Raw genomic sequence first — 20,950 nt, 5'->3', positions numbered from 1 at the left:
AGGTTCATAAAAATTTCATTATTTTGGTGCATAACGCTGTTTATTAACTGATGCATTTTAATACAGTTGGGCGTGGGTTATTAACGGTGTTTTTTCTCTGAAACAATTTGGTCGCGTTACAATGATTTAAGCATAAGTTTTCACAAATTGTTCTAACTCAATCAAGACGTAAGATTTCTTTTCCCGGTTGCTGGACGCTTCGTTATGATTGAGCTATGTTAAAAAAGTCTTAGATTACAGCGGTTGTGAAAGCAATGCTGGGTCTTTGTTACGCAGCAGAGCTGTCTGTACGTGATGCGCATAATTGTGCAAAACCTGACAGGCACTGTTCGAATTTGTGCGGCGGATCGAGACATGTTTAAAAATGGCTTGCCATATTAAACATAGTGTGTGATAACACGTTTTGGGTCAAACGAGGTACAGTTCTGTTTATGTGTGGCATTTTCAGTAAAGAAGTCCTGAGTAAACACGTTGTCGTTGAATACCGCTTCTCTGCCGAACCTTATATTAGTGCCTCATGCAGTAATGTCTCAGTTTTATCTCAGTTAATGCCTGCGGGCTAAGAAAACACTCTAAGGAATTTTGCAAAATGGCAAAGATTAAAGGTCAAGTTAAGTGGTTCAACGAGTCTAAAGGTTTTGGTTTCATTACTCCTGCTGACGGCAGCAAAGACGTGTTCGTACACTTCTCTGCAATCCAGGGTAACGGCTTCAAAACTCTGGCTGAAGGCCAGAACGTTGAGTTCGAAATTCAGGACGGCCAGAAAGGCCCAGCTGCAGTTAACGTAACTGCTATCTGATCGAACCGCTGCTGACTGAAGCGCTTAGCACTTCAATCTCAGACATAAAGCCTCGCATAACGCGGGGCTTTTTTATGTCCTTTATCTTTCAAAATATTACCATTTGCGGTCTTGTTAGTAACTTGTTGCAAAGCTGCGAGGTTAGTAGCACTGTTTTGCCACCTTAACCCCATCTTTTCCCGTTAAATCAGGGCGTTGTTTAACAGTCCTGGGGTTCAGGTGAAGAAGAAATTGATAACGACCGCTGGCAATTTCACGCCGGCGCGGTTTGTGCTGCTCTGTTTAGCTATTTTTTGTAGTCTGGCTTTTTTGCTGGGCCGCGTTGCCTGGCTGCAAATCATCAAGCCTGACAATCTGGTGAAGCAGGAAGATATGCGTTCCCTCCGCCAGCTGGCGATTGATGCGCCGCGGGGCATGATAATGGATCGCGAAGGTCGCCCCCTGGCGGTGAGCGTGCCCGTCCGGGCCGTCTGGGCCGACCCTAAAACGGTGCTGGCAAAAGGGGGCGTTGGCGTTGATGAACGCTGGCAGGCGTTGGCAAATGCGCTGCATCTCTCCCTGGGCACACTTTCGGCGCGAATCAACGCCAACCCGCAGGGGCGTTTTATTTATCTTGCCCGTCAGGTCGATCCTGCTCAGGCGAAGTGGATCGATAAGCTGAATCTGCCCGGCATCAATTTACGCGACGAGTCACGCCGTTTTTATCCTGCCGGCCATGTGGCAGCGAACCTGATTGGCTTCACCAATATTGACGGGCAGGGCATTGAAGGCGTGGAAAAAAGCTTTAACGCTCAGCTGACCGGTAAGCCGGGTGTGCGGCAGGTAAGGGAAGACCGATACGGTCGCGTGGTTGAAAACCTGACGGAAGTGGCGCCTGCACCGGCGCATAACATCCAGTTAAGTATCGACGAGCGGCTGCAAACCATCACCGAAGATGCGCTCGATAATGCCGTGGCCTGGAACAAGGCCGAGTCTGGTGCATCGGTGCTAATTAATATTCCAACCGGGGAAATACTCGCCATGGCGAGCTATCCGGATTTCAACCCCAATAATCGGGAAGGCGCGACGATAAACGATTTCCGCAATCGCGCCATCAGCGATACGTTCGAGCCCGGTTCGACAGTCAAGCCGCTGGTGCTGATGACGGCCCTGCAGCAGGGCCTGGTCCAGCCAGACAGCGTGATTGACACTCACCCGTATACCCTTGACGGGCATCGTATCCGCGACGTGGGCTATTATCCTGAACTGACGATGACCGGGATCCTGCAAAAATCGAGCGACACCGGCGTGTCCCGACTGTCCCTGGCAATGCCTGTCCAGCATCTTATTGATACCTATCGAAACTTTGGGTTTGGCACGAATACTGGGCTTGGCTTAACGGGCGAGAGCGCGGGGCTGTTGCCAAATCGTAAATACTGGAGCCAGCTCGATCGTGCGACCTTTGCCTTCGGCTACGGGCTGATGGTGACGCCGCTCCAGCTGGCGCACGTCTACGCCACGATTGGCGGCTTCGGGCTCGAGCGACCTCTCTCGATTACGCGTATCGATCCACCCGTTATCGGGCACCGCGTCATGCCGGAAGAGATCGCACACGAGGTGGAACACATGATGGAGAGCGTTGCGCTGCCCGGCGGCGGGGGCGTTAAGGCCGCCGTTCGTGATTACCGGGTGGCGGTGAAAACCGGTACGGCGAAGAAAATTGACGACAGCGGAAAGTACGTCGATAAATACGTCGCCTATACGGCCGGCGTTGCGCCCGCCAGCGATCCGCGCTTCGCTCTGGTGGTGGTGATTAACGATCCGCAAAATGGCGCCTACTACGGCGGTGCCGTTTCCGCGCCTGTCTTCAGCGAGATTATGGGTAACGTGCTGCGTCTGGAGAATGTAAAACCTGACGGGTTACCGGCGGGTTCCGACCACCTTATCGTTATGCGTTAACCGGGCGTTTATAACCAGGGCGAATAGCGGTACACTTCGCCCTTTGATTATGCTCCGGAGTCACCATGTCCTTCAGCTGTCCCCTTTGCCACGCCCCCCTGACGCATTCAGATAAAAGCTATACCTGTCCGCAGGGGCATCAGTTTGATATGGCAAAAGAAGGCTACGTGAATCTTCTGCCGGTGCAGCATAAGCGCTCCCGCGATCCAGGCGACAGTGCAGAGATGATGCAGGCGCGTCGTGCGTTTCTGGATGCCGGGCACTATCTGCCGCTGCGGGAGACCGTCGCGCAGATGCTGAATGACATCCTGCCGGGTTCAGCCACCGTCATGCTCGATATCGGCTGCGGGGAAGGGTACTACACCGCACGGTTTGCCCAGATCGCCCGTGAGAAGGGCGCGTTGACATTCGGTCTGGACGTGTCGAAAGTGGCCATTCGCGCGGCGGCAAAGCGTTACGCTGACGTGACGTTCTGCGTGGCATCCAGCCACCGGCTGCCGTTTGACGATGCCAGCATGGATGCGGTTATCCGCATTTACGCGCCCTGCAAGGCGGAAGAGCTGGCTCGCGTGGTGAAACCGGGCGGATGGGTCGTCACCGTGACGCCGGGCCCGCGTCATCTGATGGAGCTGAAAGGGCTGATCTACGACGAAGTGCGTCTGCATGCACCTCATTCTGAACAACTGGCCGGTTTTACCCTTAAGCAGGAGCAAACCGTAGCGTATGAAATGAAGCTGAAAGGGGAAGAAGCAACCGCGCTGCTGCAGATGACGCCGTTCGCGTGGCGGGCAAAACCGGAAGTGTGGGAAGCGTTAGCTGTACAATCAATATTTAACTGCCAGACGGATTTCAGTATCCACGTCTGGCAGCGCGAAGATTAACCGGCGAAGTGTGCCCAGAGGATCTGGGCTCCAATGCCAATCAGCACAATTCCCCCCAGGATCTCGGCGCGTTTACCCAGCAGCGGGCCGATAAACCGTCCGACCATCATGCCCAGCGTGGACATGATCAGCGTTGCGCAGCCGATGGCCAACGCGGTGGCGATAATATTGACCTGCAGGAATGCCAGACCGACGCCGACGGCCATTGCATCAAGGCTGGTGGCAATCGCCGTGGTGACCAGCAGCCAGAACCCGTGGCGGTGCAGCGGCTCCTCGTCTTCATCATCACCGCCGCGAAAACCTTCAATCACCATTCGGCCACCGAGAAACACCAGCAGTACGAAGGCAATCCAGTGGTTCCACTCCAGCACGAACTGGCTGGCAAGCATGCCAAGTCCCCAGCCGATAAGCGGCGTCAGCGTTTCGATAGCGCCAAAAATAAGGCCGGTACGCAGGGCTTCTGAGAACTTAGGTTTGTGGAGCGTGGCGCCTTTTCCGATGGAAGCCGCAAAAGCGTCCATGGACATGCCAAAAGCGAGGAGGATCGTAGCGGAGATATTCATAACAGCGTCCAGACCGGGGATATCCATATGACACATCACTGCCCCCAGTAAACAGCAGTTGATGTATCTATGGTCTCGCCTGATCGCGCCGCACATAAGATGTGCTGTCAGCGATCCGTACGCGCCACGTTTTTCAACGAGTATGTTGACACGTACATTTCCTGCGAGCAGGAAATCGGCTACTCCCCAACGACGGGCGCAACCTTAACATATTTTGAGAATATAAAACAACAATGGAGAAGCATTATTTAAAATACTTGTTGATAACGATTTTCATTTGTCTTTAAGCGTGAAATTATCGTTAAAAAATAGAGAGCAAATTAACGAAAAGGATATAGCTTTGGCTATATTTCTTGCGCAAGATAAACACAGAATATAGCCATTGCTATATATGCAAGTCATTGAGTTTTAATAAGTAAGCTGTATATTTTTTCCAGATCGTCAATATTCTTCACCCGAATAAGCAGGCGGCGTTGTTCTAATTGCATCACCAGCACACCGTCTTCGGATAAATTCATCTCTTTAATACGGTTATATTCTATCCACACATTGGCGAAGAAAAATCCGCGGGATTTAAAAATGATTTTCGGCGTGCGGATCCAGAACAGATAAACCGCCATTAATGCCAGCGCACATAATAACCATGTGGTTAATATTGCACCATGGCTAGTGACGTTATTGTAAATAAGAATAACGATGAGACCCGCGAAGATAAACGCATCTACGCGCCCGCGTCGCAGAAGGGGAAGGGAGAGCAGCGTCTCGCCGTGACGGCGGGGCATGATGAACTCGTCATAGATAGCGTAAGCCAGAAGGGCAGCAGTAAATAAAACCAGTACGATGTCCGTGACAGTCATTCATCCTCCAGATAAAAAAACCGGGGGCAAGCCCCCGGCCTATAGCATTGAAACTTACAGACCCAGCAGGCCGACTGCGTAGCCCGCGATACCGATGACGAAGAAGCCAACGATAATCCACAGCGGGTTCACTTTCTTACGCAGCAGCCACATGCAGGCGAAGGTCAACAGCAGCGGTACCAGGCCCGGCATCAGCTGGTCCAGAATCGTCTGCACGGTGGTGACGCGCGTCTGACCATCCTGACCGGTGATGGTCGATACCACCAGCGGGATGTTCACGTGCGTCCACTTGTTAACCAGCGCCCCCATGACAAACAGGCCGAGGATTGACGCCCCCTCTGTCAGTTTCTGCAGGAAGCCGCCGCCCATGTCCTTAACGATGTCCACCCCTTTACGGTAGCCGTAGGCCACACCGTAGTAACGGGTCAGCAGGCGCACGGCGTTGAACAGGATGAAGAACAGCAGCGGGCCAAGCAGGCTGCCGCTCATCGCGATACCGGCACCCAGCGCCGCGAAGACCGGACGCACGGTACCCCAGAAGATTGGGTCACCGACACCGGCCAGCGGACCCATCAGGCCGACTTTGATACCGTTGATGGCACCGTCGTCAATCTCTGCGCCGTTCGCACGCTGTTCTTCCATCGCCAGCGTTACGCCCAGAACCGGAGCCGCTACGTAAGGATGGGTGTTAAAGAATTCCAGGTGACGCTTGATCGCCTGACGGCGTGCTTCGTTGTTTTCCGGGTACAGGCGCTTGATCGCCGGCACCATGGAGAAGCAGAAGCCCAGCGCCTGCATACGTTCGAAGTTCCATGAACCCTGAAACAGGTTAGAACGGATGAACACGCCACGAATATCACCCGGAGTGAGTTTTTTCTCGGTGGTAGTTTTTGTCATATCAACCATTTCGCTCACCTGCTAGTCCAGTTCGTTATCGAGATCGTTGTTACCAGCAGCCTGCGCTGGGGCACCCGCGACGCGGTTATATTTCGGGCTGAGCTGGATGTAGAGAATCGCCATTACCGCACCAATCACACCCAGTGCAACCAGGTTGAAGTTGGTGAAGGCAGCGGTCACGAAGCCGAGGTAGAAGAACGGCATCAGATAGCCTGCGCGCATCATGTTGATGACCATCGCATAACCAACGACCACGATCATGCCGCCCGCGATGTTCAGACCGCCGGTGACCACTTCTGGAATGGCGTTCAGCATGCTCTGCACTTCACTGGTACCAACAGAGATCGCCACGATAACCGCCGGGATCGCGATACGCATCGCCTGCAGGAACAGGGATGAAACGTGGATCCACGACAGTGCCGTGAGGTTGCCGTTTTCGGCCGCCTTATCCGCCGCGTGCTGGAAGGCAACGGTGATAGTACGAACGATGATGGTCAGAACCTGGCCTGCTGCAGCCAGCGGTATCGCCAGGGCGATACCGGCACCAATACTCTGGTGACCAGCAATAACCAGAACGGTCGAAATGATAGAGGCCAGCGCCGCATCGGGCGCAACCGCCGCGCCGATGTTCATCCAGCCCAGGGCGATCATTTCCAGGGTACCACCGATGATGATACCGGTTTTCATGTCACCCAGAACGGCCCCAATCAGGGTACAGGCCACCAGAGGGCGGTGGAACTGAAATTCATCAAGTACGGATTCCATACCCGCAATACATGCGACGACGAACACCAGCACAATCTGAAGAGTGGTAATCTCCATTGCACTTCTCCTATTACATAAGCTTTATATGAGAACCGGCGCGGGCTTATTTCCCAACTTTGCCGATCAAATCCATCATTTTCAGTTTTTGATCCGTAGAAACCTTACGGGCTTCCAGTTCAATACCGCGCGCATTCAGCTTGTTGAATGCCTCGATATCTTTCGCATCGACTGAAATGGCGTTGTTGACCTGCGTTTTGCCCTGACGGAATGCCATACCACCGATGTTCACGGAGGTGATTTTCACGCCGCCTTCAACAATGCGCTCAACGTCTGTCGGGTTAGTGAACAGGAGCATTACGCGTTCACCCGCGTATTTCGGGTTGTTGTAAACGCGGATCATCTTGGCGACATCCACGACGTGCGCGGTAACGCCAGGAGGAGCAACCTGAGTCAGAAGGGTTTTACGTACGGTATCGGCGGCCACTTCGTCGCTGACCACGATAATGCGTCGAACGTTGGTCTCTTTGGTCCAGCGCGTGGCGACCTGGCCGTGGATTAAGCGGTCATCAATACGCGCAAGGCCGATGACCATGTAATCGTTCGGGCCCATCGGTTTTGCCGGTGCTGCCGCTTTAGGTGCCGCTGCAGATGCAGGGGCAGGTTTTTCAACCGGCTGCGCCTTCAGAGCTTTTACCCCTTCGCGACCGGTTTCAACGGCCAGCGCCACCAGCTCATCGAACGCCGGATTGTCGTCGCGCGCCATGAAGGTTTCCACCAGCATGGGAATATTAACCCCGGCGACAACTTCATAGTGCTCTTTATCGACGACAATGCGGCTGGCGGCATTGAACGGGCTGCCGCCCCATGTATCAACGAGAAACAGCACGCCTTTGCTGGTATCCAGCTTCGCGAGTTGAGCGTTGTACTTCTCTATCAGCGTCTCGGCGTTTTCACCGGGAACGAAATCGATCCAGCCGACGTTTTCCTGCTCGCCCAACAGCATCTCTGCCGTTTTGAGTAGCTGCTCAGCAGCCCAACCATGTGTGCCTATGACAATAGCAATGGTCACTTGCTACCTCCTTTTATTATCATTAATACGCCTGCCAGGCAGCCGTACTGAGAATCGTATTGGCGAACCGAATCGATTCAGATAAGGGTTAGAGTTCAAAAAAACTAAGACTTCCGCGAATTATTTTAGATAGTGAAAAAATAATTTATGTGATGAAGATCCGTAATTTAGCCACGCGTTACAGATTTATCTGTAGCGTAAAGCCGCTGTGTTACAGAACTTTGCAAAGGAACGTAAATCTTTGCTAAAAACACAGTGTCTCTGATATGTTTAGCCTCCGTTTAATCGTTCAGGAGTATAGGGTTACAGCCCACTATATGGACCGTCACCGACGTCAGTCATCAACCAGGCCATTTCGCGCCTTATTCACCGGCGATCCTCGCCACGTATCGACTCTGTTTACCTCTGTTTTGCCCACGTTGAGTGGGGCACCGTTTCGTCATTCCTTTAGCAGGAGCTTGTCATGGAATTCTTAATGGACCCGTCAATCTGGGTAGGATTGCTCACGCTGGTGGTGCTGGAGATTGTTCTCGGCATTGATAACCTGGTGTTTATCGCCATCCTTGCGGACAAACTGCCGCCAAAACAGCGTGATAAAGCGCGTCTGATTGGTCTCTCGCTGGCGCTGGTTATGCGACTGGGGCTGCTCTCCGTCATCTCCTGGATGGTCACGCTGACCAAACCGCTGTTCTCCGTCATGGATTACACCTTCTCCGGGCGTGATTTAATCATGCTGATCGGGGGGATATTCCTGCTTTTCAAAGCGACGACGGAGCTACACGAGCGGCTGGAAAACCGTCAGCACGATGATGGGCACGGTAAAGGCTATGCCAGCTTCTGGGTGGTGGTGCTGCAGATTGTGGTGCTTGATGCAGTCTTCTCGCTGGATGCGGTGATCACGGCGGTCGGCATGGTGAATCATCTGCCGGTAATGATGGCGGCTGTTGTCATTGCGATGGCGGTCATGCTGCTGGCCTCGAAGCCGCTGACGCGCTTCGTCAACCAGCATCCGACTGTGGTCGTGCTGTGTCTGAGCTTCCTGCTGATGATTGGTCTGAGCCTGGTGGCGGAAGGTTTTGGCTTCCATATTCCGAAAGGCTACCTGTACGCCGCGATTGGCTTCTCGATTCTGATCGAGCTGTTCAACCAGATTGCACGCCGTAACTTTATTAAGCAGCAGTCGAATCAGCCGCTGCGCGCCCGTACCGCAGACGCGATTCTGCGCCTGATGGGCGGTCGTCGTCAGGTGAACGTCCAGTCTGATTCCGAAAACCATAACCCGGTTCCGGTCCCGGAAGGGGCGTTTGTGGAACAAGAGCGCTACATGATTAACGGCGTGCTCTCCCTGGCCTCCCGTTCGCTGCGCGGCATCATGACGCCGCGCGGGGAGATCAGCTGGGTTGATGCAAATCTAAGCGTCGATGAAATTCGCCAGCAATTGCTCTCTTCTCCGCACAGCCTGTTCCCGGTGTGTCGCGGAGAGCTGGATGAGATCATCGGCGTGGTGCGGGCAAAAGAGATGCTGGTGGCCCTGGAAGAGGGCGTCAACGTGGAAGCCGTTGCCGCTGCGTCGCCTGCGATTGTCGTGCCGGAAACGCTGGATCCTATCAACCTGCTCGGAGTGCTGCGCCGCGCTCGCGGTAGCTTTGTTATCGTCACCAACGAGTTTGGCGTGGTGCAGGGGCTGGTCACGCCGCTGGACGTACTGGAAGCGATTGCCGGTGAATTCCCGGATGCCGACGAAACGCCTGAGATCGTTGCCGACGGTGAAGGCTGGCTGGTTAAAGGTACCACCGACCTGCACGCGCTCTCGCACACGCTGGGGCTGGAAAACGTGATCAACGATGAAGAAGACATCGCGACCGTTGCCGGTCTGGTGATCGCCGTTAACGGGCAAATCCCGCGCGTCGGCGATGTGATCGAGCTGGCGCCGCTGCACATTACGATCGTTGAAGCCAACGACTATCGCGTTGATATGGTTCGCATTGTTAAAGAACAATCAGCCCACGACGAAGATGAGTAAGCCGGCTTAGCGCAGCGGCATTAAGGGCACGATGTGCCCGTTATGATGCGCTGGCGGGGATGAACTTCCCGCCAGCCACTTCGGAAAATCCCGTAGCGGCATGGGCCGCGCATAGAAAAACCCCTGCAGGACAGGCACGCCATGGCGGCGCAAGTAGCGCGCCTGCTCCTCCGTCTCGACCCCTTCAGCCACCAGTTCAATATTCAGCCGCTGACCCAGCGCAATAATCATATCCGTCACCGTCGAGTTCACGGCGTCGGTACCGATGGCGGTGGTAAACGACTGGTCGATTTTCAGCACGTCCGGGTGCAGCTTTTCAAGCCAGGAGAGGGAGCTGTTCCCGGTACCAAAATCGTCGATGGCGAGCTTCACCCCTTTGCGATGCAGTTCGCGCACGATGCGATAATCCGCATCCAGCAGCGCATCCCGTTCCGTGAGTTCAATCACCAGCTGCTGGCGCGGACCGGCGCTGAACCAGAGGCGGTTCAGGTCCTGTATCAATGCCGCGTGACGAAAATGGCTGGCGGCGACGTTAATACCAATGTGAAAACCGGCGCTGGAAGGGAAGTAGCCTATCTGGCGCACCGTTTCGGCGATGACATAGCGGGTCAGGGGGACAATCTGGTTATGTTCTTCTGCCAGCGGGATAAATACCTCCGGGGTGATCCAACCCTGACGGGGGTTATTCCAGCGCAGCAGGATCTCCACGCCGGTGCACGCCTGGGTACGGGCATTCACCAGCGGCTGGCAGAAAAGCTCAAATTCCCGCGCCGCAATGCCCATATCGATCTCCCACGTAAAGCTCATCCGGTTTGCCGTTGCCAGCCAGGCGAGATAGCCCAGCAGCAGACTGAGCATGAGCCCGAGAGGCAGCTGGGCTGGCAGGCTTTTTAAGGCTAACTCTCCAGGGCCTGGCCCGCTGACCGTAATGGTAAAAGGATTTCGGGTTGACGATTGCTGGAAAAGAGAGCCCTCTTCATCAAACGTCAGGCTGTCGCTGACGCGTTGTCCATAGCGCAGAAAGCGATCGCCTACGGTCAGCGCCACGTCATTGATGAGCGGGCGCTGGGGCTCGAGGATCATTTTGGCGATCAGATCGATATTGATGATTTCGATAACGCCAGCTTCACCGTCCTGTGAGACGGGATACCACTGGATCAATATCGGGCTACCCTTAAGCAGCCACTGGTCGCTCGATAAAATCAGCTTCGCCGTGCTGGCGGGTAGTTCTTTCAGGAAGTCGCGAACGGGCACGTTGCGGCTCCCGAAAATACTTGAGCAATACAGGATACCCTCGTTAATCAGGGCGATGGAGCGTACCGTCTGCAAAATGGCGGCCTGCTTTCGCAGCGCCAGATGCGCCTGCGGGCAGGGCTGCCCTACCAGGGGCTGCAGCACGCTGCGGCGGTTCTCTAAAGAAAGCAGGACGTTATCAAGGGCGCGAACGGTGTGGCTGGTAAAATCGAGGATCCGCTGTTGGTTAACATTGCGCTGTGAAATGAAGCGAATGCCTAACGTCAGGATGAGCGTGAGGAGCGCAACCGTCACACAGACGATAACGCGTTTTCGGCGATAGTTTTTAATGATCGTTTGTGCAGTTTGCATGAACGGTCGCCTGATAAGCCACCAGCCACAAAAGCCGGACGCAACAGTAAAAGTGTAGTGGGGAAAGCAGAAGGAGACGAGAAAGAAGAGGGAAATTCGCCCATCCGTTGCAGATGGGCGAAAGGCAGTATTAGTCGCACTGCACCTTAATGGCCAGGCCACCGCGGGACGTCTCGCGGTATTTCGCGTTCATGTCCTTGCCGGTTTCGTACATGGTTTCAATCACCTTATCCAGCGATACGCGAGGTTCGCTGGTACGGCGCATCGCCATACGTGAGGCGTTGATGGCTTTCACAGAGGCAATCGCGTTACGCTCGATGCACGGCACCTGCACCTGGCCCGCGACCGGGTCACAGGTCAGACCGAGGTTATGTTCCATACCGATCTCCGCCGCCACGCAGACCTGCTCAGGGCTTGCGCCCAGCAGCTCTGCCAGACCCGCCGCCGCCATGGAGCAGGCAACGCCCACTTCACCCTGACAGCCCACTTCCGCACCGGAGATGGAGGCGTTCATTTTGTACAGCGCACCGATGGCACCTGCCGCAAGGAAATAGCGGATGTAGATGTCCGGCGTCACGGGTTCAATAAAGTGATCGTAATACGCCAGCACTGCCGGAACGATACCGCACGCACCGTTGGTTGGCGCCGTCACGACGCGGCCACCGGCGGCGTTCTCTTCGTTAACCGCCAGGGCAAACATGTTTACCCAGTCGACCACGTTCATCGGGTCGTTGGAGAACTTGTCCGTGGTCACCAGCATACGGCGCAGGGCAGAGGCACGACGCGGTACGCGCAGTGGACCCGGCAGAACGCCTTCGGTGTTCATCCCGCGGTCGATACAGGCGCGCATGGTTTGCCAGACGTTCGCAAAATAGTCTTCAATCTCTTTTTTGCTGTGCAGGGCCAGTTCGTTCTGCATCACCATGCCGGACAGTGAAAGACCGGTCTCTTTGCAGTAGCCCAGCATTTCGGTAGCCGATTTGAACGGGTACGGTACGCTGACGTCGCCGACGCTGTCTTTGCCAAAATGCTCTTCATCCACGATGAAGCCACCGCCGATGGAGTAGTACGTTTTGCTGTAAATCTCTTTTTCACTGCTGTAAGCGTGAATGGTCATGCCGTTTTCATGCAGCGGCAGGTTGTCGCTACGGAAACGCATGCCGTCATCCTGCGGGAAATCGACTTCCTGCTGACCGTTTGCCAGCAGCAGGCGTCCGCGTGTTTCCACGTCGCGGATGAATGCCGGGATGGCATCAATATCTACGGTATCCGGCATATTGCCTGCCAGACCCATAATAATGGCGATATCGGTGTGGTGGCCTTTACCCGTTAATGACAGCGAGCCGTAAACATCCACGGCGACACGGGTAACGCTTTCCAGTAATCCTTTTTCGACCAGATCATCGACGAACTGTTTACCGGCCTTCATCGGGCCAACAGTATGGGAAGACGAAGGGCCAATTCCCACTTTGAACATGTCGAATATACTAATCACTTTCACACTCCTGACAGGGTTACCGGGGTTCCAGTAACGATGTTATAACTGCGCATAGTGTAAGAGGGAACACCGACCTCGGCTTAACTATTCACATGAATTAAACTAATGGTTAACGATGGGTTTTGCTAATAGCGCGACGCGGATCGCAAACCTGCGAAAAAGGATGGAATGTAAATTATAGTCAAGGTTTCAGGCCGATTTGCAGCGCCAGTTCGCGAATGATGCCCGCCGTCATGCCCCAGACAAAATAATGCTGATACCAGGACAACCAGACCCGGTGGTCATGCCCCCGTCGATGGATATCGAGCGGATGATAGCGGCTGAGCCGAAGCGCCTCTTCAAGCGGCATTTCAAACACCGCGGACACCTCATCGACGCTGGCGTGATACTGCAGGCCGGGCGGGATAATGCCCACCACCGGCGTGACCTGAAAACCGGTGACGCTGTCGACGGGCGGCAGCACGCCAATGATCTCAACGGCCTCCGGCGGAATGGCAACCTCTTCCTGCGCTTCCCGCAGCGCGGCGGCAATCAGCGAGGCGTCGGAGCTGTCCACTGCGCCACCCGGAAAGGCGACCTGACCCGCGTGCTTGCGTAAATGGGGAGAACGCTGGGTGAGCAGCAGGCCCGGCTGCGCGCGACGCACGACCGGGATCAGCACGGCCGCCTGACGCTGATTGAGCGCTTCGCGGTTGACCTGCGGTCGTAAAAGCTGAAAACGAGATAAAAAATCGTCCAGCGTCAGGTTCTCTTTTTCCACCCGTGATTACTCCAGTTGTTTCAGGATACGGTTAACTTTATCAAAGGTTTCCTGATATTCCGCATCGACCTGGCTATCGGCAACAATGCCGCCCCCGGCCGAGCAGTAAAGGTTTCCGTCGCAGGCCGTCAGCGTGCGAATGGTAATGCTGGTATCCATGGTGCCGCACAGGCTGATATAGCCGAAACTGCCGCACCAGGCGTTGCGGCGGTGCGGCTCCAGCTCATCAATGATCTCCATCGCCCGCACCTTTGGCGCGCCGGTGATGGAGCCACCCGGGAACGCGGCGCGGAGCAGATCGCAGGCGGTGCGAGAGGCGGGTAGACGCGCGGTAATGGTACTGACCAGGTGATGCACCGCCGGGAAAGGCTCGACGACAAACAGTTCAGGCACGCGCACGCTGCCCGGTTCGGCGACGCGGCCAATGTCGTTACGCATCAGATCGACAATCATCAGGTTCTCGGCGCGGTCTTTCGGCGAGGCGGCGAGCTTTTCCGCCTGCTGGCGATCGGCATCGGGGTCCGCAAGACGCGGTAACGTGCCTTTAATCGGACGGGTTTGAATCGTACCCTCGGCCAGATGGATAAAGCGCTCGGGTGACAGGCTAAGAATTACACCCTGTTCCAGACGGACAAACGCGCTGAACGGCGCCTTATTGCTGGCGTTAAGACGGGTAAACGCCTGCCACTCATCTCCCCGGTATGTCGACTGGAAGCGCTGGGCGAGGTTAACCTGGTAGCAGTCACCGCTTTGCAGATACGCCTGAACGCGCGCGAATTTTTCGGCATACTCCGCTGCGGTCATGTTCGAGCGCCAGCCAGAGGTAAGGGTAAACGTCTCTGCCGGGGCAGGCCGTTGCGCCTCCAGCCACGCCAGACGCGCCTGCACGTCATGATGGCTCAGCAGTGAAACCGTTTTTTTCTGATGATCGACAATTAACGCCCAGTCATACAGCCCCACGGCCATGTCTGGCAGGGAAATATCAGCCTGCGCATGCTCCGGCAGCGTTTCGAAAAGGCGACCCAGATCGTAGCCAAACAGGCCCAGCGCGCCGCCCTGGAAAGGGAGGTCCGGGTTCGGCGCAGCAGATAAGCCCAGCGCGTTAATGGCCTGCTGCAGCTGCTTCAGGGGATCGTCCGTTAACGACAGGTCATCGGTTGTTAGCGTCTTTAGCGGATCGGCCACCAGAATATCGAAGCGGCTATAGGGATGGTCCGCATGGCCGGAATGCAGCAGCATCGCAAACGGAAGATGGCTCAGGCGGGCAAACCAGAATTCAGCGGCGTCTGCACGCCAGGGCAAGGTAATAACAGTGGGGAAGCGCATGTTCATGTGTGGCATACTACCGGGCAGCGTGAAATAATTAGCGCGAATAATTTAGCAGGAGTTGACGATGTTTGCAGGTTTACCTTCTCTGAGCCATGAACAGCAGCAGAAAGCGGTTGAGCGAATTCAGGAACTGATGTCCCAGGGGATGAGCAGCGGACAGGCGATTACGGTTGTCGCCGAGGAGATTCGCGCCAGTCATTCCGGCGAGCGGATCGTGGCGCGATTCGAAGATGAAGATGAAGATCCAGAAGAGTAATCGGGCTTACACCGCCGCGATAATCTTAATCTCTACCTTATATTCCGGCTTCATCAGCGTGGCCTGTACGGTACAGCGTACAGGCGCGTGACCCGCCACTACCCATGCATCCCAGGCTTTGTTCATCGCCGCGAAATCATCTTTGTTTGCCAGGAAAATCGTCGCATCCAGAATGCGGGATTTGTCGCTGCCCTGTTTTTCCAGCACCGCGTCAATCTGCGCCAGGGTGTTAGCCGTCTGCTCGAACGCATCCGCGTCCAGGTTAGCCGGTACGCCGGTGTAGTACAGCGTCTGGTTATGGATCACCACATCAGACCAGCGGGCTTCGGCATCAATGCGCACAATTGTCATAAACGTTTCCTCGTTATTTTTCGTCGTCAGGCGGCAAGACTGCCATATTGTTCTCCTGTCGTCACTATTTGGGGTGGCACAGGAGAGGTTGGGCTGACATAATCCCTGTGCAAAAATACAGTGAGAGAGCACCGTGGCAGACGATTTTTCCCCTGAAGGTCAATTAGCGCAGGCTATTCCCGGCTTCAAGCCCCGTGAACCTCAGCGCCAGATGGCGCACGCCGTTGCACGCGCCATCGATAAGGCTCAGCCGCTGGTGGTCGAAGCCGGAACCGGCACGGGTAAAACGTATGCTTACCTTGCTCCGGCGCTGCGCGCGAAGAAGAAGGTGATTATTTCCACCGGTTCGAAGGCGCTGCAGGATCAGCTCTACAGCCGCGATTTGCCCACGGTGGCGAAAGCGCTGAAATACAAGGGGCGTCTGGCCCTGCTGAAGGGGCGCTCCAACTATCTCTGCCTGGAACGTCTTGAGCAGCAGGCGCTGGCGGGCGGTGACCTGCCGGTGCAAACCCTCAGCGACGTCATTATCCTTCGCGCCTGGGCGAACCAGACCGAAGAGGGCGATATAAGCACCTGCGCGAGCGTGCCGGAAGACTCGCCTGCCTGGCCGCTGGTGACCAGCACCAACGACAACTGCCTCGGCAGCGACTGCCCGCTGTATAAAGACTGCTTTGTAGTGAAAGCGCGCAAAACGGCGATGGACGCGGATGTGGTGGTGGTGAACCACCATCTGTTCCTCGCGGATATGGTCGTCAAGGACAGCGGTTTCGGCGAGCTGATCCCGGAGGCGGACGTGATGATCTTCGACGAAGCCCACCAGCTTCCGGACATCGCCAGCCAGTACTTCGGCCAGTCGCTTTCCAGCCGCCAGCTGCAGGATCTGGCGAAAGATTTCACCATCGCTTACCGGACCGAACTCAAAGATACCCAGCAGCTGCAGAAGTGCGCCGACCGTCTTGCCCAAAGCGCGCAGGATTTCCGCTTACAGCTTGGTGAGCCGGGCTATCGCGGTAACCTGCGCGAGCTGCTGGCGGACAAAAACATCCAGCGCGCGCTGTTGCTGCTCGATGATGCCCTCGAACTCTGCTACGACGTGGCAAAACTGTCGCTTGGCCGTTCCGTGCTGCTGGATGCGGCCTTCGAACGCGCCACGCTCTATCGCGGGCGGCTCAAACGGCTGAAAGAGATTAACCAGCCGGGGTTCAGCTACTGGTATGAGTGCACCTCGCGGCATTTCACCCTGGCGCTCACGCCGCTGACGGTAGCGGATAAGTTTAAAGAGGTGATGGCGCAAAAACCGGGAAGCTGGATCTTCACCTCGGCAACCCTGTCGGTGAATGACGATCTGCATCACTTCACGGAACGTCTTGGCATTGAGGATGCGGAATCGCTGCTCCTGCCCAGCCCGTTCGATTACGAAAAACAGGCGCTGCTCTGCGTGCCTCGTAATCTGCCGCTGCCGAACCAGCCGGGGGCGGCGCGCCACCTGGCTGCGATGTTAAAACCGATGATCGAGGCCAACAACGGCCGCTGCTTTATGCTCTGCACCTCTCACGCCATGATGCGTGACCTCGCCGAGCAGTTCCGCGCCACCATGACGCTGCCGGTGCTGCTGCAGGGTGAAACCAGTAAAGGCCAGCTGTTACAGCAGTTTGTCAGCGCCGGAAATGCCCTGCTGGTAGCAACCAGCAGCTTCTGGGAAGGGGTCGATGTGCGCGGCGATACGCTCTCGCTGGTAATTATTGATAAGCTGCCGTTTACCTCTCCGGACGATCCGCTGCTGAAGGCGCGCATGGAAGACTGCCGTCTGCGCGGGGGCGATCCTTTCGATGAGGTACAGCTGCCGGATGCGGTGATTACGCTCAAGCAGGGGGTAGGGCGATTGATCCGCGACGTTACCGATCGCGGGGTGCTGGTCATTTGCGATAACCGGCTGGTGATGCGCCCTTACGGAGCGACCTTCCTTGCCAGCCTGCCGCCCGCACCGCGGACGCGGGACATAAAACGCGCGGTGCGTTTCCTGGCAAACCCAACGGCGGAGTAATTTACCCCGGAGTGTGCTAAGATGCGCGCCATTTTGTGACTGACCCTTGCGAGAGCGCGACGACTGATGCGAATTCTGGCTATTGATACCGCGACAGAGGCTTGCTCTGTCGCTCTGTTGAACGACGGTGCTGTTTCTGCTCATTTCGAAGAGTGCCCACGGGAACACACCCAACGCATTCTGCCCCTGGTAAAAGCCATTTTAACCCAGGGCAACACCTCCTTAACCGACCTCGATGCGCTGGCCTTTAGCCGTGGCCCCGGCAGCTTTACGGGCGTACGTATCGGGATTGGCATTGCGCAGGGGCTGGCGCTGGGCGCCGAACTGCCGATGATCGGCGTCTCTACGCTTGCCACCATGGCGCAGGGCGCATGGCGCATGACCGGGGCAACGCGCGTGCTGGCCGCGATTGATGCCCGCATGGGCGAAGTTTACTGGGCCGAATACACCCGCGACGAGCAGGGCGTGTGGCACGGCGAAGAGACGGAAGCCGTGCTCAAGCCGGAAGCGGTCACTGAGCGGCTGCAGCAGCTCTCCGGCGAGTGGGCAACCGTCGGCACCGGCTGGCCGGCGTGGCCAGACATGGCAAACGACACCGGGGTGACGCTGGTGGACGGCAACATGCTGCTGCCGGCTGCGGAAGACATGCTTCCGATTGCCTGCCAGCTGCTCGCGGCAGGAAAAACCGTTGCCGTTGAACACGCGGAGCCGGTTTATTTGCGAAACACCGTTGCGTGGAAGAAACTTCCGGGCCGCGAGTGAATCTCAGTAACAGGAACTGAGAAAAAGGAGTCGCATCATGGCGGTTCGAACTAAAGTAGTACGCCTTATTATGGCAGGCGCAGTTGCCATAGCACTGAGCGGATGCGTTTCCGTTCCTGATGCGATTAAGGGCAGCAGCCCGACGCCACAGCAGGATCTGGTTCGGGTGATGAATGCGCCTGAGCTTTACGTCGGCCAGGAAGCGCGCTTTGGCGGTAAGGTCATAGACGTACAAAACCAGCAGGGGAAAACCCGCCTCGAGATCGCGACCGTTCCGCTGGACAGCGGCGCGCGGCCGGTACTGGGTGAGGCCTCTCGCGGGCGTATCTATGCGGACGTCAGCGGTTTCCTCGATCCGGTCGATTTTCGCGGGCAGCTGGTGACCGTCGTCGGGCCGATTACCGGCGCCGTGCAGGGCAAAATCGGCAGCACGCCGTATAAATTTATGACCATGCAGGTCAACGGGTATAAACGCTGGCGGCTGGCACAGCAGGTGATCATGCCGCCTCAGCCGATGGATCCGTGGATGTGGGGTCCACATCCTTATCGTTACGGCTACCCTGGCTGGGGCTGGTATAACCCGGGTCCTGCACAGGTTCAGACGATCGTTACTGAGTAACTTACTGTTATTGTTAGAAAAGAGACAGCGGCTCAGCCGCTGTCTCTGTTTTTTTACGGATAAAACGAAAAAAAAGAGTGACGCGCTTCGCAACCTTAAATCTGAACAATTAATAAACTGGTACGCTGAGTTAATATAATGTTAACAAACTGTTTATTATCGGGGTTGTGATGACGACGAACACTCATTTCAGAGGTGATGCATTGAAGAAGGTTTGGCTTAACCGTTATCCCGCAGATGTTCCTGCTGAGATCAATCCTGACCGTTATCAATCCCTGGTGGAATTATTTGAGCACTCGGTAAGGCGCTACGCGGACCAGCCCGCATTCGTGAATATGGGCGAGGTCATGACGTTCCGTAAGCTTGAGGAGCGTAGCCGGGCGTTTGCGGCGTATCTTCAGGAAGGGCTGGGGCTGCAAAAAGGGGACCGCGTCGCGCTGATGATGCCGAACCTGCTGCAATACCCGGTGGCGTTGTTCGGTATCCTGCGAGCCGGGATGATTGTCGTCAACGTCAACCCGCTGTACACCCCGCGCGAGCTGGAGCATCAGCTGAACGACAGCGGCGCGGCCGCGATTGTCATTGTGTCCAACTTCGCCCATACGCTGGAAAAAGTGGTCGACAAAACCCAGGTTAAACACGTCATCCTGACGCGCATGGGGGATCAACTCTCCACCGCCAAAGGCACGCTGGTTAACTTTGTCGTTAAATACGTCAAGCGCCTGGTGCCAAAATACCACCTGCCGGACGCCATCTCCTTCCGCCGCGCGCTGCATGCGGGCTACCGTATGCAGTATGTGAAACCCGAAGTGGTCGCGGAAGATCTTGCGTTTCTGCAATACACGGGCGGGACTACCGGCGTCGCCAAAGGGGCCATGCTTACCCACCGCAATATGCTGGCAAACCTTGAACAGGTGAACGCCACCTACGGGCCGCTTCTGCATCCGGGCAAAGAGGTGGTGATCACCGCGCTTCCGCTGTATCACATCTTTGCGCTGACCATGAACTGCCTGCTGTTTATTGAACTGGGTGGCCAGAACATCCTCATCACCAACCCTCGCGATATCCCGGGCCTGGTGAAAGAGCTGGCGAAATATCCGTTCACCGCCATGACCGGGGTGAACACCCTGTTTAACGCGCTGCTTAATAACAAAGAGTTCCAGCAGCTGGATTTCTCCACGCTGCATCTCTCTGCGGGCGGTGGCATGCCGGTTCAGCAGGCGGTCGCCGAGCGCTGGGTGAAGCTCACCGGTCAGTATTTGCTGGAAGGCTATGGGCTGACGGAATGTGCTCCGCTGGTCAGCGTGAACCCACACGATATCGACTATCACAGTGGAAGCATTGGTCTGCCGGTTCCTTCCACCGAGGCCAAACTGGTCGATGATAACGATAACGAAGTCGCGCCGGGCGAGCCGGGTGAGCTTTGCGTCAGAGGTCCGCAGGTGATGCTGGGTTACTGGCAGCGTCCCGATGCGACCGACGAAATCATTAAAGACGGCTGGCTGCACACCGGTGATATCGCGGTAATGGATGACGAGGGCTTCCTGCGCATCGTCGATCGCAAGAAAGACATGATCCTGGTCTCCGGCTTCAACGTCTATCCGAATGAGATCGAAGACGTGGTTATGCAGCACAGCGGCGTACTTGAAGTGGCGGCTGTCGGCGTCCCTTCCGGCAGCAGCGGTGAAGCGGTTAAGATATTTGTGGTCAAGAAAGATCCTTCCCTGACGGAGGAGGCGCTGGTAACGTTCTGCCGTCGTCAGCTGACGGGCTACAAGGTGCCGAAGCTGGTTGAATTCCGCGATGAGCTGCCGAAATCCAACGTCGGAAAGATATTACGACGAGAATTACGTGACGAAGCCCGTGGCAAAGTAGACAATAAGGCCTGAGCTTCACGCTAATCGCCCAGACGCCGGTTAAGCCGGCGTTTTTTA

General features: G+C 56.0%; 19 protein-coding genes and 1 pseudogene. 10 read left to right on the top strand and 10 right to left on the bottom strand.

Going from position 1 to position 20,950, the window contains the following annotated elements; all coding sequences use genetic code 11:
• The first annotated feature begins 431 nt into the window (after positions 1 to 431).
• From QMN93_RS01700 to rlmA, 4 genes and pseudogenes are all read left to right on the top strand, one after another.
• Positions 432 to 576 (top strand): annotated as a pseudogene (locus QMN93_RS01700) (DUF2627 domain-containing protein).
• Positions 577 to 589: 13 nt separating this feature from the next.
• Positions 590 to 799, top strand: coding sequence for a transcription antiterminator/RNA stability regulator CspE (cspE, locus tag QMN93_RS01695; protein ID WP_001062678.1), 210 nt, complete (start codon positions 590 to 592; stop codon positions 797 to 799).
• A 219-nt stretch (positions 800 to 1,018) separates the two neighbouring features.
• Positions 1,019 to 2,737, top strand: coding sequence for a peptidoglycan glycosyltransferase FtsI (gene ftsI / locus QMN93_RS01690; RefSeq protein WP_033145830.1), 1,719 nt, complete (start codon positions 1,019 to 1,021; stop codon positions 2,735 to 2,737).
• Between the two features lie 65 nt (positions 2,738 to 2,802).
• Positions 2,803 to 3,618, top strand: a complete 816-nt coding sequence (gene rlmA, locus QMN93_RS01685; protein WP_064672712.1) for a 23S rRNA (guanine(745)-N(1))-methyltransferase — start codon at positions 2,803 to 2,805, stop codon at positions 3,616 to 3,618.
• Here rlmA and mntP read toward each other — a convergent pair.
• The 5 genes from mntP to manX form a co-directional block, all read right to left on the bottom strand.
• Positions 3,615 to 4,181 carry a manganese efflux pump MntP gene (gene mntP / locus QMN93_RS01680; protein ID WP_047074362.1) on the bottom strand — a complete coding sequence of 189 codons (567 nt, stop codon included), beginning with the start codon at positions 4,179 to 4,181 and terminating at the stop codon, positions 3,615 to 3,617. The genes rlmA and mntP overlap by 4 nt on opposite strands.
• A gap of 398 nt (positions 4,182 to 4,579) precedes the next feature.
• The gene (locus QMN93_RS01675) at positions 4,580 to 5,038 is read right to left on the bottom strand and encodes a DUF986 family protein (protein ID WP_182383720.1); all 459 of its coding nucleotides are present in this window, start codon (positions 5,036 to 5,038) and stop codon (positions 4,580 to 4,582) included.
• A 54-nt stretch (positions 5,039 to 5,092) separates the two neighbouring features.
• Entirely contained in the window at positions 5,093 to 5,944 is an 852-nt protein-coding gene (locus tag QMN93_RS01670; RefSeq protein ID WP_006810994.1) for a PTS mannose transporter subunit IID, read from the bottom strand.
• Positions 5,945 to 5,956: 12 nt separating this feature from the next.
• Entirely contained in the window at positions 5,957 to 6,757 is an 801-nt protein-coding gene (manY, locus tag QMN93_RS01665) for a PTS mannose transporter subunit IIC (RefSeq protein ID WP_008500490.1), read from the bottom strand.
• Positions 6,758 to 6,803: 46 nt separating this feature from the next.
• Complete coding sequence (gene manX, locus QMN93_RS01660; protein ID WP_039263635.1) at positions 6,804 to 7,769, bottom strand: PTS mannose transporter subunit IIAB; 966 nt, start codon at positions 7,767 to 7,769, stop codon at positions 6,804 to 6,806.
• Between the two features lie 463 nt (positions 7,770 to 8,232).
• Here manX and yoaE point away from each other — a divergent pair, with 463 nt between their 5' ends.
• Positions 8,233 to 9,792, top strand: coding sequence for a CNNM family cation transport protein YoaE (gene yoaE, locus QMN93_RS01655; RefSeq protein ID WP_033145827.1), 1,560 nt, complete (start codon positions 8,233 to 8,235; stop codon positions 9,790 to 9,792).
• A 6-nt stretch (positions 9,793 to 9,798) separates the two neighbouring features.
• On the opposite strand, the gene QMN93_RS01650 is transcribed toward yoaE, so the two are convergent.
• From QMN93_RS01650 to pabB, 4 genes are all read right to left on the bottom strand, one after another.
• Positions 9,799 to 11,397 carry a cyclic diguanylate phosphodiesterase gene (locus tag QMN93_RS01650; protein ID WP_048979890.1) on the bottom strand — a complete coding sequence of 533 codons (1,599 nt, stop codon included), beginning with the start codon at positions 11,395 to 11,397 and terminating at the stop codon, positions 9,799 to 9,801.
• A 130-nt stretch (positions 11,398 to 11,527) separates the two neighbouring features.
• Positions 11,528 to 12,892 carry an L-serine ammonia-lyase gene (gene sdaA / locus QMN93_RS01645; RefSeq protein WP_039263633.1) on the bottom strand — a complete coding sequence of 455 codons (1,365 nt, stop codon included), beginning with the start codon at positions 12,890 to 12,892 and terminating at the stop codon, positions 11,528 to 11,530.
• Between the two features lie 184 nt (positions 12,893 to 13,076).
• Positions 13,077 to 13,655, bottom strand: a complete 579-nt coding sequence (locus tag QMN93_RS01640) for a CoA pyrophosphatase (protein ID WP_058841383.1) — start codon at positions 13,653 to 13,655, stop codon at positions 13,077 to 13,079.
• Between the two features lie 6 nt (positions 13,656 to 13,661).
• The gene (gene pabB / locus QMN93_RS01635) at positions 13,662 to 14,987 is read right to left on the bottom strand and encodes an aminodeoxychorismate synthase component 1 (RefSeq protein ID WP_323619155.1); all 1,326 of its coding nucleotides are present in this window, start codon (positions 14,985 to 14,987) and stop codon (positions 13,662 to 13,664) included.
• A gap of 61 nt (positions 14,988 to 15,048) precedes the next feature.
• On the opposite strand from pabB, the gene QMN93_RS01630 reads away from it, so the two are divergent.
• Positions 15,049 to 15,240 carry a YoaH family protein gene (locus QMN93_RS01630; RefSeq protein ID WP_033145823.1) on the top strand — a complete coding sequence of 64 codons (192 nt, stop codon included), beginning with the start codon at positions 15,049 to 15,051 and terminating at the stop codon, positions 15,238 to 15,240.
• 6 nt (positions 15,241 to 15,246) lie between these two features.
• Here QMN93_RS01630 and QMN93_RS01625 read toward each other — a convergent pair whose 3' ends face one another.
• A complete protein-coding gene (locus QMN93_RS01625; RefSeq protein WP_008500498.1) occupies positions 15,247 to 15,591 on the bottom strand; it encodes a RidA family protein in 345 nt (114 codons plus the stop codon).
• A 133-nt stretch (positions 15,592 to 15,724) separates the two neighbouring features.
• Here QMN93_RS01625 and QMN93_RS01620 point away from each other — a divergent pair, with 133 nt between their 5' ends.
• The 4 genes from QMN93_RS01620 to fadD all read left to right on the top strand — a co-directional run bounded on the left by QMN93_RS01620 (position 15,725) and on the right by fadD (position 20,905).
• Complete coding sequence (locus QMN93_RS01620; protein WP_182383717.1) at positions 15,725 to 17,635, top strand: ATP-dependent DNA helicase; 1,911 nt, start codon at positions 15,725 to 15,727, stop codon at positions 17,633 to 17,635.
• 66 nt (positions 17,636 to 17,701) lie between these two features.
• Positions 17,702 to 18,397 carry a tRNA (adenosine(37)-N6)-threonylcarbamoyltransferase complex dimerization subunit type 1 TsaB gene (gene tsaB, locus QMN93_RS01615; protein ID WP_193139467.1) on the top strand — a complete coding sequence of 232 codons (696 nt, stop codon included), beginning with the start codon at positions 17,702 to 17,704 and terminating at the stop codon, positions 18,395 to 18,397.
• A 37-nt stretch (positions 18,398 to 18,434) separates the two neighbouring features.
• Positions 18,435 to 19,016 (top strand): Slp family lipoprotein, encoded by a 582-nt coding sequence (locus tag QMN93_RS01610; RefSeq protein WP_033145820.1) that lies wholly within the window; start codon positions 18,435 to 18,437, stop codon positions 19,014 to 19,016.
• A gap of 203 nt (positions 19,017 to 19,219) precedes the next feature.
• Positions 19,220 to 20,905 (top strand): long-chain-fatty-acid--CoA ligase FadD, encoded by a 1,686-nt coding sequence (gene fadD, locus QMN93_RS01605; protein WP_023312189.1) that lies wholly within the window; start codon positions 19,220 to 19,222, stop codon positions 20,903 to 20,905.
• Positions 20,906 to 20,950: the final 45 nt, after the last annotated feature.

This window comes from Enterobacter sp. R-1.6.2 (assembly GCF_035064085.1).
In the GTDB taxonomy this organism is placed as follows: Bacteria; Pseudomonadota; Gammaproteobacteria; order Enterobacterales; family Enterobacteriaceae; genus Enterobacter; species Enterobacter asburiae_B.
The sequence above is the reverse complement of the archived record's forward strand: the minus strand, read 5'-3'. Positions and strand labels throughout refer to the sequence as shown.

What these genes read in the sequence shown, in the direction of transcription:
- cspE (WP_001062678.1), top strand. Translation starts at nt 590, where the DNA reads ATGGCAAAGATTAAAGGTCAAGTTAAGTGGTTCAACGAGTCTAAAGGT.
- rlmA (WP_064672712.1), top strand. Translation starts at nt 2,803, where the DNA reads ATGTCCTTCAGCTGTCCCCTTTGCCACGCCCCCCTGACGCATTCAGAT.
- mntP (WP_047074362.1), bottom strand. Translation starts at nt 4,181, where the DNA reads ATGAATATCTCCGCTACGATCCTCCTCGCTTTTGGCATGTCCATGGAC.
- QMN93_RS01675 (WP_182383720.1), bottom strand. Translation starts at nt 5,038, where the DNA reads ATGACTGTCACGGACATCGTACTGGTTTTATTTACTGCTGCCCTTCTG.
- QMN93_RS01670 (WP_006810994.1), bottom strand. Translation starts at nt 5,944, where the DNA reads ATGGTTGATATGACAAAAACTACCACCGAGAAAAAACTCACTCCGGGT.
- manY (WP_008500490.1), bottom strand. Translation starts at nt 6,757, where the DNA reads ATGGAGATTACCACTCTTCAGATTGTGCTGGTGTTCGTCGTCGCATGT.
- yoaE (WP_033145827.1), top strand. Translation starts at nt 8,233, where the DNA reads ATGGAATTCTTAATGGACCCGTCAATCTGGGTAGGATTGCTCACGCTG.
- QMN93_RS01650 (WP_048979890.1), bottom strand. Translation starts at nt 11,397, where the DNA reads ATGCAAACTGCACAAACGATCATTAAAAACTATCGCCGAAAACGCGTT.
- pabB (WP_323619155.1), bottom strand. Translation starts at nt 14,987, where the DNA reads ATGAACATGCGCTTCCCCACTGTTATTACCTTGCCCTGGCGTGCAGAC.
- QMN93_RS01630 (WP_033145823.1), top strand. Translation starts at nt 15,049, where the DNA reads ATGTTTGCAGGTTTACCTTCTCTGAGCCATGAACAGCAGCAGAAAGCG.
- QMN93_RS01625 (WP_008500498.1), bottom strand. Translation starts at nt 15,591, where the DNA reads ATGACAATTGTGCGCATTGATGCCGAAGCCCGCTGGTCTGATGTGGTG.
- tsaB (WP_193139467.1), top strand. Translation starts at nt 17,702, where the DNA reads ATGCGAATTCTGGCTATTGATACCGCGACAGAGGCTTGCTCTGTCGCT.
- QMN93_RS01610 (WP_033145820.1), top strand. Translation starts at nt 18,435, where the DNA reads ATGGCGGTTCGAACTAAAGTAGTACGCCTTATTATGGCAGGCGCAGTT.